The following is a 16,016-nucleotide window of genomic DNA, read 5'->3' as shown; positions in this document are numbered from 1 at the left end:
CCGGCGCAAAGTGTGACGCTTTGCGCCGGTTTATTTTGAGCACTCGCTGCTAATGGTGGGTGGCGAATGATTTTCCAAAGATCCTATTGGGGCAGGATCGCGTTGAAGAGGACGGACGGTATGTCTACGGACACCGAGACGCATGAGGGCGCGCAATCCGATGAATGGTTTGCATCAGCCAAAAAGATCTATCCCATGGCGACGCACGGCCTGTTCCGCAGGATCAAGTGGGCGCTGCTGTTCATCACGCTGGGCATCTATTATTTCCTGCCTTTCATCCGGTATGACCGCGGCCCGGATGCTCCAAGCCAGGCTGTTCTTGTCGATATGGAAGGCAGCAGGGCCTATTTCTTTTTCATCGAGATCTGGCCGCAGGAAGTTTACTACCTTACCGGTCTCCTGATTCTTGCAGCGCTGGTACTGTTCCTGATGAACGCGGTCGCAGGACGCGTCTGGTGCGGCTATCTGTGCCCGCAGACGGTCTGGACGGACCTGTTCCTCTGGGTCGAGCGCAAGGTGGAAGGCGACCGGCGCGAGCGCATCGTGCTGGACAAGGACCCCTGGACCTTCGACAAGGTCCGCAAGCGCGTGACAAAGCATTTCCTGTGGCTGATGATCGCCTGGTGGACGGGCGGTGCGTGGGTGCTTTACTTCAACGACGCACCGACCTTGGTATGGGAACTCCTGACCTTCCAGGCACCGATGATTGCCTATGTCTGGATCGCCATCCTGACCACGACGACCTATCTCCTCGCAGGCTTCATGCGGGAGCAGGTGTGCATCTACATGTGCCCGTGGCCGCGCATCCAGGCTGCCATGACCGACGAGAAGGCCCTCAACGTCACCTATCGCTGGGACAGGGGCGAGCCGCGCGGTTCCCTGAAGCAAAACAAGAAACTTGCCGATCAGGGCATGCCTGCTGGCGATTGCGTGGACTGCTACCAGTGCTTCCAGGTCTGCCCGACCGGTGTCGACATCCGCAAGGGCATGCAGCTCGACTGCATCCAGTGCGGCCTGTGTATCGATGCCTGCGACAACGTCATGGAAAAGATCGGCAAGCCGAAGGGACTGATCGGCTACGATACGGACGAAAACATCCAGCGCCGCCTGGAAGGCAAGGAATCGGTCTACGAGATCGTCCGCGTCCGAACGGTCATTTATGTCGGCATCATCGCCGTGGTCTGCGGTATCATGCTGTTCGCACTGCTCAATCGTGATTTCGCCGATATCAGCGTTCTGCATGACAGAAACCCGGTGTTCGTCGAGCAGTCTGACGGGTCCGTGCGCAACGGCTATACCGTGCGTCTGTCGAACAAACGCCGCCACGAGCGCCATTTCATGCTGCATGTGGAAGGCATGCCGGCCAACACGATGGTGGAAGCCGTCGGTACGGAGGACACCTTCGCCGGCCGTCCGATCATCTCTGTCGGTCCTGACACGACCCGGGAAGTCCGTATTCTTGTGACATCGCCGCCCTGGGCAAAGATGCCACATTCGACGCCGGTTACCTTCCGGATCACCGAAAGCGTCATGGGCGAAGTGGTCACAGCCAAAGACACGTTCAAGGCACCGGAAAAACCTTGAGGAGCAAAGAATGACGATGGTTCAATCGAACATGAAAGATCCCAAGGCGATCACCGGAAAGACGGTCCTGGTCTGGCTTCTTGCCTTCTTTGGGGTGATCTTTACCGCCAACGCCGTGTTCATCTATCTCGCGCTCGGGTCTTTCCCGGGCGTGGTGGTGGAAAGTTCCTATGAAGCCGGACAGGCCTACAACCAGGAAATCGCGGCCGCCAAGGCTCAGGCAGACCTGAACTGGCAGGTCTCGACCGAATTTACCCGCACCAGCAGTGCGGATGGCAAGCTGGTCGTCACGGCCAACGACGCGCAGGGAACGCCGCTTTACGGGGTGGTCCTTCATGCCCTTTTGCGCAATCCGGTTCATGACGACGCCGACGTGAAGGTCGATTTCACGGCTGACGGCGGTGGGCGCTATGTCGGAGCAGTCGAGAACCTTGCCGACGGCAACTGGACACTCATCCTGGAAATCGAACAGGATGGCGAACGGAAATTCCGGTCCGAGAACCGGATCTTCGTCAAGAACTGAGGCACGTACCGTGACGGTCCATCAGCGTGATTGGCAGGCATTCGTGACGCCGGGCGAAGACGGTGCGGTCCACATGGACCTTGCCGTCGACGGCATCACCTGCGCTGCCTGCATGGGAGACATCGAGCGAGGTCTGAAACGGCTTCCGGGCATCCGGACGGCACGCGTCAACCTGACCAGTCAGCGGCTCGCCGTCGACTGGTCGGAAGACCAGACCGGGGCTGACGAGATCGTCGCCGAACTGGAGCGTCTCGGATACAAGGCCCACCCGTTTGATCCGGCAAGCCAGAAGGAGCGTCAGGACAAGACCGGCAAACAATTGCTGCGCTGCCTGGCGGTTTCCGGCTTTGCCGGTATGAACATCATGCTGCTGTCCGTTTCCGTGTGGTCGGGCAATGCCACGGACATCACCCCGGAAACCCGGGATTTCTTCCACTGGCTGTCTGCGCTGATTGCCTTGCCGACGGTTGCCTACTCCGGACGGCCGTTCTTTCGCAGCGCCTTCAACGCCCTGGCTGCCGGCCGGTTGAACATGGATGTGCCGATCGTGATCGGCGTGACACTGGCGGTCGCCCTGTCGGTCGTCCAGACCATCCAGCACCAGCATCATGCCTATTTCGAATCCGCCGTCATGTTGCTGTTCTTCCTGCTGGTCGGGCGGTATCTCGACCACAACATGCGGGGGCGAACGCGATCCTTTGCAGAGAACATCGCCGCGCTGAAGGCGGAAGTTGCCGCGCTGATCCATCCCGACGGTGCTGTCCGCGAAGTTCCGCTTTCAAAAATCGCCGCAGGCGACCTGGTTCTGGTATCGGGCGGCGAGCGGGTGCCGGTGGATGGTGTGGTTGAAACCGGTGTTTCCGAGATCGACCAGAGCCTCGTGACCGGTGAAAGTGTGCTGGTGCCGGTTGCGGCCGGTCAGCGGGTCTACGCCGGTACCTTAAACGGAGCAGGGGTGTTGCAGGTCCGGGTTCAGGCTGCTTCCGGCGCGACGTTGCTGGATGAGGTCAACCGCTTGCTCGAAGCGGCATCCCAGGCCAAATCCAAATACGTGCGCATTGCCGACCGAGCCGCCCGCCTTTATGCGCCCCTGGTGCATGGCGCGGCTGCGCTGACATTTCTTGGCTGGTTGCTGGCCGGGCTCGACTGGCAGCCAGCCCTGATCATCGCCATTTCCGTCTTGATCATCACCTGTCCCTGCGCGCTCGGTTTGGCGGTTCCTGCTGTGCAGGTGGTGGCATCCGGGCAGCTCTTCCGGTGTGGAATCCTGCTCAATTCGGGCGATGCCATCGAACGATTGTCGGATATCGACACCATCCTGTTCGACAAGACCGGTACGCTGACGCTTACCGAGCCGGATCTGTGTAGCTCCATCAATCCAGATGACGAAACGCTTGCGCTGGCCGGACGCCTTGCCCTGGCAAGTCGGCATCCCTTGTCGGCAGCCCTGGTCAAGGCAACAGGAGCGTTGCAGCCTCTGCCTGATGTCAGCGAGACATCCGGGGCGGGTCTTGAAACCCTGGTTGCCGGACAGCGTCTGCGGCTTGGCAGCCCGCTGTTCTGCGAAGCATCCGACGAACAGGTCGAGGCCGCACTGCAGTCGAACCCGGGAGCCTCTCTGCTTGCTATCCGCTTTGGCAGGGATCCTGCCCGCCTGTTGGCCTTCCGGCAACGGCTGCGGCCGGATGCCAGGGCAGTGGTCGATCAGTTGAAATCAGCCGGCTACGCGCTTGAAATTCTCTCCGGGGATACGAAACCTGCTGTGGCCGATTGCGCGGCTGTGCTGGGTGTATCGGACTGGCGCTCGGGCATGAAGCCCGCCCAGAAAATTGCGCGTCTCGAAGAACTCCAGGCCAGTGGCCGCAAGGTCCTGATGGTTGGCGATGGCCTGAATGATGCACCGGCGCTGGCCGGGGCGCATGTCTCGCTGTCGCCTGTCTCGGCCGTGCATCTCAGTCAGGCCGCTGCAGACGCCGTTTTTCTCGGTGACAAATTGCAGCCGGTGGCCGATGCGCTCAGGCTGTCGAAACGGGCAAGGGCGGCAATCGAGCAGAACCTCTGGATTTCGGTCGTCTACAACATCATTGCCGTGCCCATTGCCGTGGCCGGTTTCGTCACACCTTTGATGGCGGCAGCAGCGATGTCCGCATCGTCGCTGGCAGTTACCGCAAACGCGCTCAAGCTGCGCTGGGGAGAGGGCGGCAGGAACGCGGGAGCGAACGCACCCGCAGTGCGACAGCAACAGGCTGCTGAATGAGATCAACATGGACGTTCTGATCTATCTGATACCGATTGCACTGCTCCTGGGAGCGCTGGGGCTTGGGGCTTTCCTTTGGTCCTTGAAAAGCGGCCAGTATGACGATCTCGAAGGTGCCAAATGGCGCATCCTTGACGACGACGACCTGCCAGACAAGTAGTTGCCGGCAATCTTGACTTTGTGTTCCCGTGCGCCTAGCCCCATGCATTCCTTTAGGTAACTGGAGCTATGCATGGATTCGTTTCCGGACGCGCACAAACCGGGCTACGCCGTTTATTCGAGAACGTCGCTGGCCATCTACGATGCCCTGGTGCTGGGTTTGTCGAACCGCTGGATCTGGCGTTGTCCGAGTTCTCATCTGGTCGCGCTCTATGACCAGCATGTTTCCGCCAATCACCTGGATATCGGCGTGGGCACCGGTTACTTCCTGGACAAGACCAGGTTTCCCGTTTCAGATCCAAGGGTGACGTTGCTCGATCCCAACCGGGAGTGCCTCGACAAGGCTGCCGCCAGGATTGCCCGCTTGAACCCCGTCACCGTTCAGGCAGATGCACTTGTGCCTTGGCCAAAAGATATCGGCAGTTTCAAGACCATCGGCCTCAACTACGTGCTTCATTGCCTTCCGGGCACCATGACTGAAAAGGCAGTGATTTTCGATCATGCGGTACCGCATCTCGAAGAAGGGGCAACGGTCTTTGGCTCCACCATCCTGCAAGGCGATGCGCCGCGGTCCGGTGCCGCCCGCAAGCTGATGCAGATCTATAACCGCAAGGGTGTCTTTTCAAACGAAGCCGACACGCAGGACACTTTGCGAGCGGAACTTGAAAAACGCTTTGCCGAGGTGACGATTGAAAGGATCGGGTGCGTGGCACTCTTCAGTGCCCGGAAGCCGCGCCTTGCCTGAGCCCTGCCGCGGCAAGGCACAACGGGCGGCTTAGGAGAGGACGTTGGACAGGGCCATGCCTGTGGCAAGCAGGACGAGCCCTATGCCGGCAAGCAGAAGGAGATTGTCTCTCAGTCTTGCATTTGTGCCGAGGTCGGACGGTTCATGCTCCATAGGGAGCGGGTCGTCTTCCCCGAACGTTTCAGGATCCCGGGACATGGTTCTTACAATCGTTTGCAAAAGGCTGCTCATTCAGTTCGATTTCTTGCCTGAAAGATGGGGGCGTACAATTGAAAGTCCCGTTAATATCGAACCGGCCAAAAGATTAATTGAGCGCAATATTACCAATAGGTGAAATCCCTCAGTGTATTGCGAGTAATTTCTCAGCCTTTCCGAAACTATTCAAAGTCGATGCCGCGTCGGCGGATGTTTGTGGGCCCCTCGCGGCCGGAGACTAACTCATTGTTCAGACTTTCATGGCAAAGGTTAAGTCAAACAAGGAGGACTAGGTGAGCCTGGATCTTGCCTCTCTGACATTCTTGCTGGTCGAAGACAGTGCTTACATGCGGACCATCCTGCGCACCATGCTGCAGGGGTTCGGTGCACGGCGCATTGTCGAGGCTGAAGACGGCGCGTCCGGCCTTGAAGCCATGGACCGGGCGAACCCTGACATCCTTATTCTGGATTGGGTCATGCCGATCCTGGACGGGGCGGACATGGTGCGCATGATCCGCAGTCCGAACAATCCCTTCGCCTATATCCCGATTATCATGGTGACCGCTCACACCGAGCGTAGCCGGATCGTGGAAGCGCGCCGGCTCGGCGTACACGAGCTGCTGTCCAAGCCGATCTCGGCAAAGGCACTGTATCAGCGCGTTTCCAGCGTGATCCTGCACCCGCGCGATTTCATCAAGACAGCCACTTATTTCGGCCCTGCACCGCGCGAAATCCGGAACCGCCAGAAGATCTGGCAAGGTGGCCCCGGCCAGCCGCAACAGCAGGGCGGCGAAGGCGACGGTAACCTCACCGCGATCGGTTAAGCGTAAAATTCAGCTGAATGTGATGTGGACGCGTCAGGCGGCCGACTGTGCTGCCGCGCGATTTTCCGCTGCCGCATAAGACGATGCGCCTTGAGCTTGGGCACTTTCTGCCGCTTCGGCAAACTGCGCCAGAACGTCAAGATCAACCGTGTAGTGGTCAAGCAGAAACTGGGAAAGAACATCGATAGGGAGATGATGGTAGCCTTCGATGGCGGCCATCAAAGCTTCAAGTGTGTCCAACCGTTCGCGGAGTTTAATCATGGTTACCCGATGAGCCGATTTTTTCTCACACTGGAGTTTTATAGTTAATAATGCGTAAAACCGAGCGTCGCAAGGATGCGGGACCGCGGTATCACCTCCGATAACAATCGTCCACAAACTTTTGCCGGAAATCTTCGAATTTCTTGGTAAAAATCGCCAGTGCGGGGCAAGTTGTCGACGAAGGTCTAGGGAAAATTCAATGGCAAAAATCATCTATGTTCTGAACGGTCCGAATCTCAATCTGCTTGGCAAGCGGGAACCGGAGATCTACGGGGCTCAGACCCTGGATGATGTCCGTGCGATGTGTGAGGCCGCCGCTGCGCCCAAGGGGCTGGAGATTGCATTCCATCAGAGCAATGCCGAACACGTACTGATCGACTGGATCCATGAGGCGAGAGAAGCGGCCGCGGGTATCATCATCAACCCGGCGGCCTATACGCACACGTCGATCGCAATTCTGGACGCATTGAATACCTGCACCTGCCCGGTGATCGAGGTTCATGTCTCCAACATCCACAAACGGGAAAGCTTCCGGCACCATTCCTACGTTTCAGCCCGCGCGGATGCGGTGATTGCTGGCTGCGGTGTGGAGGGTTACCTGCTTGCCCTGCAGCGCATGGCAACTTTGTGCGCAGACGCATGATCCCGCGTCTCTGCCCATGACACTGTTTGAGGATTTTCCGGCGGTTCAGTAACCGTTGCCGTTGAAGAATTCCCTGGCGACCGTCGTTGCGAGGATTTTGACATCAAGGATAACCGACTGACGCTCAATGTAGGCAAGATCATAGGCCAGACGCATGCGGGCCGCATGAGGGTTTTTGGTTTCCCCGCGAAAGCCGTTGACCTGTGCCAGGCCTGTGATGCCCGGAAGCACCTTGTGGCGGTCCATATACCTGGGGTGGAAGTCTTCATAAGGCATTCCGGCGGCCAGCATGCCGGGCACATGCGGACGAGGACCTACCAGGGACATTTCTCCCCGCAACACGTTAATGAGCTGCGGCAATTCATCGAAATTGCTCTTGCGCAGGAAGGCGCCGATCAATGTGACGCGCGGATCGTTGGCAACGGTTTGCGAAATCCCGGAGCTGTCGCACTGGTTGGCATACATCGTCCGGAACTTGAGAACGGCAAACTTCTTGCCGTTCAAACCGTAGCGCCACTGACGGAAAAATACCGGTCCGCGGCTTGTCAGTTTTATTGCAACCGCAAGTGCAACAAATAAGGGAAAAAGCAGTAGAAGGCCGGCACTTGCACCGGTCAGGTCAATACATTTCTTCAGTCCGGATTGAATCACTCCGCGTGCCGGGCGGAGGTCGCGGGAGGCACGGTTTGTCGCATCGAGCAGGTCGGGGTGCGCATAGCCCCACGTCGCGAAACCGGCGATATTCATCGCTTCGCGGCCGTGATCATCTGCTTCGTAAGATACTGTTTCGTCTGCCAAGATATGCCAGCCTCAACCCGATTTACGAGACCACTTGATGTGCGCCAGCAACCTGTCTGGAGGCAGTCGCAATCACGATCGTATCGTTAATATTTGGGTAACAAGATCGGGAAAATTGTTATCCATTAAGGGTTTGGTTACCATAGTGACGCGACGGGAGCAATGTTCCGGCGTCAAAAGTGATGTGAAATTTAATTAATTTTTAAAAAATTGAACGCCGGGCTAGGGTTAGCCCGACGTTCGCATAGGATATTAAATTCTGGAGTGGGAACCGGCCGCTTAGTAGCTGCGGCCGACGCTGGTGTACTCGAAGCCACGGGCTTCCATGTAGTCCGGCTTGTAGATATTTCGCAGGTCGACCACCTTGGGTGCAGAGACGAGGGTTTTGACGCGGTCGAGGTCAAGCGCACGGAACTGATCCCACTCCGTAACGATTACAACCACATCTGCGTTCTCAATGGCATGATAGGGGCCATCGCAGAACATCACACCCGACATGACCTTCTCGGCTTCTTCCATGCTGGCAGGGTCATAGGCGCGGATCTTGGCACCAGCAGCCTGCAGTTTTTCCACGATGTCGATGCTCGGAGCCTCGCGCATGTCGTCCGTATTGGGCTTGAAGGCGAGGCCAAGCAGCGCGATCGTCTTGCCGCTTACGTCGCCGCCCATGAATTCGATCACCTTGTCGGCCATCTTCTTCTTGCGGGCTGCGTTCACCTCGATGACGGAATCGACGATCTTCAGATCGGACTGTGCGTCCGCGGCGATCCGCGAGAGGGCAAGAGTGTCCTTCGGAAAGCAGGAGCCGCCGTAGCCTGGGCCGGCATGCAGGAACTTGCCGCCGATGCGGTTGTCGAGGCCGATACCGCGCGAGACTTCCTGGACGTTTGCCCCGACTTTCTCACACAGGTCTGCAATTTCATTGATGAAGGTGATCTTGACCGCGAGAAACGCATTGGCCGCGTATTTGGTGAGTTCCGATGTGCGGCGGCGGGTCACGATGATCGGGGTTTCATTGAGATACAGCGGGCGGTAAAGCTCACGCATCACTTCGACCGCGCGCTCGTCATCGGTCCCGACCACCACCCGGTCGGGGCGTTTGAAGTCGCTGATGGCGGCGCCTTCGCGCAGGAATTCCGGATTTGAAACGACGGCGAATTCTGCGTCAGGGTTGGTCTTGCGGATGATCGCTTCCACTTCGTCTCCCGTACCGACCGGAACGGTCGATTTTGTGACGATCACGGTGAAGCCCTCGATCAGCCGTGCGATTTCCTCTGCCGCGGCATAAACATAGGACAGATCGGCATGGCCATCGCCTCGGCGGGTCGGCGTGCCGACGGCAATGAAAACGGCATCCGCTTTGCGGATCGCTTCTTCAGGTTCAGTGGTAAAGAAGAGGCGTTCTTCGGCAACGTTCTTTGCAACGAGTTCCTGCAAGCCAGGCTCATAGATCGGGATCTGTCCGTTGTTCAGGGCGTCGATCTTGCTTGCATCCTTGTCGATGCAGGTCACGACATGTCCGAAATCGGCAAAACAGGTTCCGGACACCAGACCGACATAGCCGGTCCCAATCATTGCAACACGCATTTTAAATTTTCCTGCTTCTGGGTGGTCTTCAGGCGCTAGTCAATCACCATAAGCCCGCTAGGTGCTGCCCGAATTACATGGACCGGCAGCAAAAGACCAGTTCGTTGAAAACGTATTGTTTGAAATTTTGAAATTCTGCTCCGTACACTACTCTGAATAGGGACAGGATGAGGCGTCTGCAATTGCCTGAACGCGTCCCGGTCATGAAGACTAACGGAACGACACAAAAAACGGGAGCATTTTTCTGGCTAAAGAGGGGATGTGCTTCCTCCGGAAGGAAGGCCCTGTGCGAAGAAGGGCCTCCTCATTTCGGTGCAGCTGAACTGGCCTACGTCGGTGCGATGCCGCACCAAGCAGCGGTAAACAGGGCGATCGTCTTCGTCACTCGTTTCAGCGACGGCAGGTTCACGCATTCGTCTATGCCGTGAATGTTCTTTGTCAGCGGGCCATAGGTGAGGGCGGGAATGCCGCAATGGTTCACGTAAAGAGCCGCATCCAGATAGCAGGCCATGATCGACCGTTTGAGCGCAGTTCCGGACGTGATGTTGTGTGCGGCGGCGAGCGCATTTTCCGCATCGCTGCCTTGGGGAAGAAGATATCCAGCCTGACATGTCCCGATCCATTCGAGCTTTGGATTGGCTTTTTCAAGCCGGGGATCCTTCGTACCAAGCGTTTTAAGCATCTGTTCCAGGCTGGCCATCCGGTCTTGCGGGGCGTCACCCGGATAAAACCCGATCCGGCCTTCGAAACGGCATTCAAACGGGATGGACGCCGGCCATTCGCCGCCGTTGATGGTGCCGATGTTGAGGCTTGCAGGATTGCGCAGCTCGTCGAAGCCGGGATGGTTGGTCTTTTCCTCATTCCAGCGAGCTTCCAGCGCCTTCAACTCGTTGATGACGAGGAACGCCGCCTCGATTGCGCTGAGGCCTGACTCCGGCTCGCGCGGGTGAGCCGGCACACCCTGGACGGAAATCCGGAACTTGATGACACCGGAATTTGCACAGGTGACCTCTTCGTCTGTCGGCTCGGGAATGAGAACCGCGTCCGCTGTCGCACCATTCATGATCGCAGCTGCGGTGCCATTGCCCGTCACCTCTTCGTCGATGACGGACTGGAACTCGAGCGGTCCTTTCAATCTGAACCCGGCAGCCTCGATGGCATCGACTGCGAAGAGATTGGCTGCGAGGCCTGCCTTCATGTCCCCCGCGCCCCGTCCGAAAAGCCAATCGCCCTCGCGCACGGCTGCAAACGGCGGATGGGTCCAGTTTGCCGGATTGGCAGTGGGAACAACATCGACGTGGGCATTCAGGATCAACGAACGTCCGCCATTGGCAGACTTCTTGCGACCACTGACGTTGAACGTGTCGGTGTAGTCGATAGTGGCTGGAGAATAGGCCGGATGAGACTGCAGTTGCGCCACATCAAGCCCATAAGTCTCGACGTCATAGGCACGGTCACGGAGAGCGTCTGCAATGATCTTCTGGACACCGGCCTCCTCACCGCGAAGGGATCTTGCCCGCACGATATCCTGCAGGAAGGCGATCTCGTCCTCGAATGCGGCGTCAACGGCAGTGATGATTGCGGAAATGGCTTCGTTGGAAAGTGGTTCTGACATGACGATCCGGCTTGGAAGGATGATGAGGTGGGCGATTTGCCTGCACCCTATCAACTGCACTGCCTGCGTCAAATGCGGGTAACAGCACACCTAACCCCATCATCCTTCGCGGCGCCTCCGAAGCGGCTCCCCACGATGAGGCGGAAAAGTGAGCTTTGGGAGACGTGCCCCTGGCCTAAACAGTCAGATACCGACGGACTTCCGTTTCAGAAAGGTCGGCCCCCGTGCCCGAGAGCACCACTTCGCCGCGGTCCATGACGGCATAATCGTCGGCCAGATCACGGGCGAATTCGAAATATTGTTCCACCAGCACGATGGCCATCGTGCCCTGGTCGCGCAGCCACGAGATTGCCCGGCCAATGTCCTTGATGATTGAAGGCTGGATGCCTTCCGTCGGTTCGTCAAGCACCAGAAGTTTCGGACGGGTGACCAGAGCTCGTGCAATCGCGAGCTGCTGCTGCTGTCCGCCGGACAGATCACCGCCACGGCGTGACAGCATGTCCTTGAGCACCGGGAAAAGTTCGAAGATCGTATCGGGAATGAACCGTTCCTTGCGCGGGATCGGGGCATAGCCGGTCTCAAGATTTTCCTTTACCGATAGAAGCGGGAAGATCTCGCGTCCCTGCGGCACGATTGCGATGCCTTTCTTGGCGCGGGCATGGGCTGCCAGCGAGGAGATGTCCTCGCCGTCCCACAGGATCTTGCCGGCGCTGATGCCGTGCTGACCGGCCACAGCACGCAAGGTGGACGTCTTGCCGACACCATTGCGCCCCATCAGACAGGTTACCTTGCCGGTCTCGGCCTTCAGCGAAACCTTCTTCAGCGCCTGGGCTGCGCCATAGTGAAGATCGATGTTTTCAACTTGCAGCATGAGCTGACTTCCCTTGGCTGATCGCGATGCGCCTTGTGGCCGTTGGTTCGTTCGTTGTCGGTACCGCCGTATCGCTTCCGCGAGCGACGAGACACGAAAGACAAAGCCTACTCCTCATCGTCCGAGATAAACTTCCACGACACGTTCGTCGGCTGAGACATGGTCGAGTGAGCCTTCAGCCAGGACCGAGCCTTCGTGGAGAACGGTGACTTTGACACCCAGGGAGCGCACAAACACCATGTCGTGCTCGACCACGACGACCGAGTGATCATTGGCGATATCCTTCAGAAGTTCAGCGGTTTCGGCGGTTTCGGCATCCGTCATGCCGGCAGCAGGCTCGTCCACGAGAAGCAGCTTCGGATCCTGGGCCAGCAGCATGCCGATCTCCAGCCACTGCTTCTGGCCGTGGCTGAGGTTGGCTGCGAGCTCGCTTCTCTTCGAACCAAGCCGGATCAGATCGAGCAGATATTCAACCCGCTTCTTCTCACCACCCGAAATGACATGAAACAGGGTCGCAAATGGACCGCGCGGTGCCTTGAGCGCCAGTTCCAGGTTGTCCCAGACGGTATGGCTCTCAAAAACGGTCGGTTTTTGAAACTTGCGGCCGATCCCGAGTTCGGCGATTGAAGCTTCGTCCTCGCCGGTAAGGTCCACGGTGCCGTTGAAAAAGACCTCGCCACTGTCCGGTCGGGTCTTGCCGGTAATGACGTCCATCATCGTGGTCTTGCCTGCCCCGTTGGGACCGATGATGGCCCGCATTTCACCCGGGGCAATCGTCAGCGACAATTCGTTCAGTGCCTTGAAACCGTCAAAGGAAACCGACACGCCGTCGAGATAAAGAAGACTGGAAGATCGTGCCATGGCTTTACTCCGCGGGCTGGGGTTCGGCATCCGCCGGAACGGTCGAGGCAGATTTTTTCGGGCTGACGTTGGCCGGGGAAGCGGGCGACTGCGGCGCCTGGCTCGGAGGTTGGTCCGACCCGGCTTCGAAGTCTTTGGAGACTTTCCGTTGCCGCAAGGCCGTCCAGCCCTGGGAAAGGGTGCCGACGATGCCCTTCGGCAGGAACAGGGTCACGACCACGAAGAGGCCGCCGAGCGCAAAGAGCCAGATGTCGGGCAGGGCGGCGGTGAACCAGGTCTTGGCGAAGTTGACCAGAACGGCGCCGAGAACGGCCCCGACCAGCGTTCCGCGCCCGCCGACGGCAACCCAGATCACCACCTCGATGGAGTTGGCAGGTGCAAATTCACCCGGGTTGATGATGCCGACCTGCGGCACGTAAAGGGCACCGGCGATACCGGCCATCATGGCCGACAGGGTCCAGACGAACAGCTTGTAGTGTTCCACACGGTAGCCCAGGAAGCGTGTCCGGCTCTCCGCGTCGCGCACGGCCACCAGCACCTTGCCGAGTTTCGATCGGGTGATCGCCCGGCAGATGAGGAAACACAGGACCAGCGCCAGGCCTGAGGCTGCAAACAGGCCCGCGCGGGTCGTGTCGGCTTGAATATCAAAGCCGAGAATGTCTTTGAAGTCGGTCAGGCCGTTGTTGCCGCCAAAACCCATGTCGTTGCGGAAGAAGGCAAGCAGCAGCGCGTAGGTGAGGGCCTGCGTGATGATCGACAGGTAAACGCCGGTGACGCGTGAGCGGAAGGCGAACCAGCCAAAGACGAAGGCCAGCACGCCCGGCACCAGCAGCACCATGAGCGCCGCAAACCAGAACATGTCGAAGCCGTACCAATACCAGGGCAGTTCTCCCCAGTTCAGGAACACCATGAAATCCGGCAGGATCGGGTCGCCGTAAACGCCGCGGGTCCCGATCTGACGCATCAGGTACATGCCCATGGCATAGCCGCCGAGCGCGAAGAAGGCCGCATGACCGAGCGAGAGAATGCCGCAATAGCCCCAGACCAGATCTACCGCCAACGCCAACAACGCGTAAGTCAGGTATTTGCCCATCAGCGTGACCGCGTAGGTCGGTACATGGAAGGCCGAGCCTTCGGGGACAAGCAGGTTGCCGGCAGGAACCAGGACAATCACGGCCGCCATGATGGCGAGGAAGATCCCTGCTCGGGCGTCCATGGCGCGGAAGAGGAAAGAGGTCATCATGCTTCAACTGCCCGGCCCTTGAGGGCGAACAGGCCCCTTGGACGCTTCTGGATAAAGAGAATGATAAAGATGAGCACGAAGATCTTGCCGAGCACGGCGCCGGCATAGGGCTCCAGGAACTTGTTCACGACACCGAGGGTCATGGCGCCTACCAGTGTGCCCCACAGATTGCCGACCCCGCCGAAGACCACCACCATGAAACTGTCGATGATGTAGCCCTGGCCAAGGTTCGGCGAAACGTTGTCGATCTGGCTGAGTGCGACGCCCGCGATCCCGGCAATACCAGAGCCGAGCCCGAAGGTGAGGGCGTCGATCCAGGGAGTGCGGATGCCCATCGAGGCGGCCATGCGCCGGTTCTGGGTCACGGCCCGGGTATAGAGCCCGAACGGGGTCTTCTTGAGGACAAGCATCAGACCGGCGAAGACCAGCATCGCGAAGACGATGATCCACATGCGGTTATAGGTGATCGTCATCTGGCCAATTTCGAAGGCGCCGGACATCCAGTCCGGGTTGCCAACCTCACGGTTGGTCGGGCCGAAGATCGATCGCACCGCCTGCTGCAGCACCAACGAGATGCCCCAGGTCGCAAGCAACGTCTCCAGAGGGCGCCCATACAGCCAGCGGATCACGCCACGTTCGATGGCAACGCCCACCAGTCCTGAGGTGAGGAAAGCAAGCGGCAGGGCGATGAACAGGGAATAATCGAAAAGACCAGGTGCGGAGGAGCGAATGAATTCCTGAACCACGAAGGTGACGTAAGCCCCGATCATGACCATCTCGCCATGCGCCATATTGATGACGCCCATGACACCGAAGGTGATGGCAAGACCAATGGCAGCGAGCAGCAGCACGGATCCAAGCGACAGGCCGTACCAGACATTCTGTGCCGCATCCCAGGCGGCGATGGATTTCTCGATCTTGGTGATTTCCGTGGTTGCCGCTTCGCGCAAAGCGCCTTCAGAGGAAGATTGTACGGCGATCAGAAGCGACAGAGCATCGCGATTGCCCATGGTGCCGAGCGTCGAAACCGCCTGGAGTTTCGTTGCCTCGTCCATATCTGAGTTCAGAACGGCCGCGGCCCGGGCTTCTTCCATCACCTTGCGCACGCCATCGTCCGTTTCAGCGGCAATGGCGGCATCCAGGGCTTCGATACTGTCCGGATCCTTCGCCTTGAACACGGCTTCGGCAGCCGCCATCCGCACCTTCGGGTCGGGCGCCATCAGGGTCAGCGACCCGAGCGCGGATCGGATCACCCGGCGCAGCTTGTTGTTGACCTTGATCTTGTCGATTTCGCCCTTGGCCGCTTCGCCGGTCGTTTCCATGGTCAGCGGGTCGATCAGGGCAAAGTTCTTGCCGGCCTTCCTGGTGATGAAGACTTCGCCATCGGCCTTGCGCACGTAGAGGTCGCCATCGCTCAGGGCCTCGAGAGCAGGGGCCACCTGCGGGTCACCGGTCGCGACAAGGGCACCGATCTGCTTTTCGGTTTCGGAATATTTGCCCTTGGCCAGGTCGTTGATCAGCGGACGGAGTGCCTCTGGATCGCTTTGGGCCAGTGCCGGTGCGGCAAGGAGGCTGGCAGCGAGGCTGAGGAGGAGTAGGAAGGATCTCATCAAGGACATCGTGTCCACCGGTGTTTAGAACTTTCACCTGACGACCTCATCCTGGGGAGTCGCATTGCGGCGTCTCGACGGATGGGTCACTTGCTTCCGGGGTTGCCGCCCATCCTTCGAGACGGACTTTGTGGTCCTCCTCAGGATGAGGGGAGAGCTAAGAGCGTCTCTCCAGGCAAACCTTTCCGGTTGGAAAACCGGGGAAAGAGGACGGGTCTCGTAAGACCCGCCCGAACTCCG

16 protein-coding genes are annotated in these 16,016 nt (G+C 58.7%); 7 read left to right on the top strand and 9 right to left on the bottom strand.

Annotated elements, in window-relative coordinates; genetic code table 11:
* Positions 1-120 precede the first annotated feature (120 nt).
* The 5 genes from ccoG to B0E33_RS04980 all read left to right on the top strand — a co-directional run bounded on the left by ccoG (position 121) and on the right by B0E33_RS04980 (position 5,268).
* Positions 121-1,584 (top strand): cytochrome c oxidase accessory protein CcoG, encoded by a 1,464-nt coding sequence (gene ccoG, locus B0E33_RS05000; protein ID WP_075281454.1) that lies wholly within the window; start codon positions 121-123, stop codon positions 1,582-1,584.
* 10 nt (positions 1,585-1,594) lie between these two features.
* Positions 1,595-2,107, top strand: coding sequence for a FixH family protein (locus tag B0E33_RS04995; RefSeq protein ID WP_077290594.1), 513 nt, complete (start codon positions 1,595-1,597; stop codon positions 2,105-2,107).
* Positions 2,108-2,117: 10 nt separating this feature from the next.
* Positions 2,118-4,364, top strand: a complete 2,247-nt coding sequence (locus B0E33_RS04990; protein ID WP_077290593.1) for a heavy metal translocating P-type ATPase — start codon at positions 2,118-2,120, stop codon at positions 4,362-4,364.
* 7 nt (positions 4,365-4,371) lie between these two features.
* Positions 4,372-4,524, top strand: coding sequence for a cbb3-type cytochrome oxidase assembly protein CcoS (ccoS, locus tag B0E33_RS04985; protein WP_023001738.1), 153 nt, complete (start codon positions 4,372-4,374; stop codon positions 4,522-4,524).
* 72 nt (positions 4,525-4,596) lie between these two features.
* Positions 4,597-5,268: a class I SAM-dependent methyltransferase gene (locus B0E33_RS04980; RefSeq protein ID WP_077290592.1), complete on the top strand. Its 672-nt coding sequence runs from the start codon at positions 4,597-4,599 to the stop codon at positions 5,266-5,268.
* A gap of 30 nt (positions 5,269-5,298) precedes the next feature.
* Here the strand turns inward: B0E33_RS04980 and B0E33_RS04975 are convergent, their stop codons facing one another.
* Positions 5,299-5,499 (bottom strand): hypothetical protein, encoded by a 201-nt coding sequence (locus B0E33_RS04975; protein ID WP_023014640.1) that lies wholly within the window; start codon positions 5,497-5,499, stop codon positions 5,299-5,301.
* Between the two features lie 311 nt (positions 5,500-5,810).
* On the opposite strand from B0E33_RS04975, the gene B0E33_RS04970 reads away from it, so the two are divergent.
* Positions 5,811-6,287: a response regulator gene (locus tag B0E33_RS04970; RefSeq protein WP_051990227.1), complete on the top strand. Its 477-nt coding sequence runs from the start codon at positions 5,811-5,813 to the stop codon at positions 6,285-6,287.
* A gap of 33 nt (positions 6,288-6,320) precedes the next feature.
* On the opposite strand, the gene B0E33_RS30840 is transcribed toward B0E33_RS04970, so the two are convergent.
* Complete coding sequence (locus tag B0E33_RS30840; protein WP_139314026.1) at positions 6,321-6,761, bottom strand: hypothetical protein; 441 nt, start codon at positions 6,759-6,761, stop codon at positions 6,321-6,323.
* Between B0E33_RS30840 and aroQ the strand changes: the two genes are divergently transcribed.
* Positions 6,748-7,191 (top strand): type II 3-dehydroquinate dehydratase, encoded by a 444-nt coding sequence (aroQ, locus tag B0E33_RS04960; RefSeq protein WP_055658186.1) that lies wholly within the window; start codon positions 6,748-6,750, stop codon positions 7,189-7,191. The genes B0E33_RS30840 and aroQ overlap by 14 nt on opposite strands.
* A 45-nt stretch (positions 7,192-7,236) precedes the next feature.
* Here the strand turns inward: aroQ and B0E33_RS04955 are convergent, their stop codons facing one another.
* The 7 genes from B0E33_RS04955 to urtB form a co-directional block, all read right to left on the bottom strand.
* Positions 7,237-7,989, bottom strand: a complete 753-nt coding sequence (locus B0E33_RS04955) for a sugar transferase (protein WP_077290591.1) — start codon at positions 7,987-7,989, stop codon at positions 7,237-7,239.
* Positions 7,990-8,268: 279 nt separating this feature from the next.
* Complete coding sequence (locus B0E33_RS04950) at positions 8,269-9,576, bottom strand: UDP-glucose dehydrogenase family protein (protein WP_077290590.1); 1,308 nt, start codon at positions 9,574-9,576, stop codon at positions 8,269-8,271.
* 328 nt (positions 9,577-9,904) lie between these two features.
* The gene (locus B0E33_RS04945; protein ID WP_077290589.1) at positions 9,905-11,191 is read right to left on the bottom strand and encodes an ArgE/DapE family deacylase; all 1,287 of its coding nucleotides are present in this window, start codon (positions 11,189-11,191) and stop codon (positions 9,905-9,907) included.
* Positions 11,192-11,366: 175 nt separating this feature from the next.
* Positions 11,367-12,062: an urea ABC transporter ATP-binding subunit UrtE gene (urtE, locus tag B0E33_RS04940; protein ID WP_023001729.1), complete on the bottom strand. Its 696-nt coding sequence runs from the start codon at positions 12,060-12,062 to the stop codon at positions 11,367-11,369.
* 114 nt (positions 12,063-12,176) lie between these two features.
* A complete protein-coding gene (gene urtD, locus B0E33_RS04935) occupies positions 12,177-12,923 on the bottom strand; it encodes an urea ABC transporter ATP-binding protein UrtD (RefSeq protein WP_023001728.1) in 747 nt (248 codons plus the stop codon).
* A gap of 4 nt (positions 12,924-12,927) precedes the next feature.
* Positions 12,928-14,166 (bottom strand): urea ABC transporter permease subunit UrtC, encoded by a 1,239-nt coding sequence (urtC, locus tag B0E33_RS04930; protein WP_062489924.1) that lies wholly within the window; start codon positions 14,164-14,166, stop codon positions 12,928-12,930.
* A complete protein-coding gene (gene urtB / locus B0E33_RS04925) occupies positions 14,163-15,785 on the bottom strand; it encodes an urea ABC transporter permease subunit UrtB (RefSeq protein WP_077290588.1) in 1,623 nt (540 codons plus the stop codon). The genes urtC and urtB overlap by 4 nt, the downstream gene beginning before the upstream one ends.
* Positions 15,786-16,016 lie beyond the last annotated feature (231 nt).

The organism is Roseibium algicola, from assembly GCF_001999245.1.
In the GTDB taxonomy this organism is placed as follows: domain Bacteria; phylum Pseudomonadota; class Alphaproteobacteria; order Rhizobiales; family Stappiaceae; genus Roseibium; species Roseibium algicola.
Note: the sequence above shows the minus strand (reverse complement) of the source record. Positions and strands in the feature narration are given on the sequence as shown.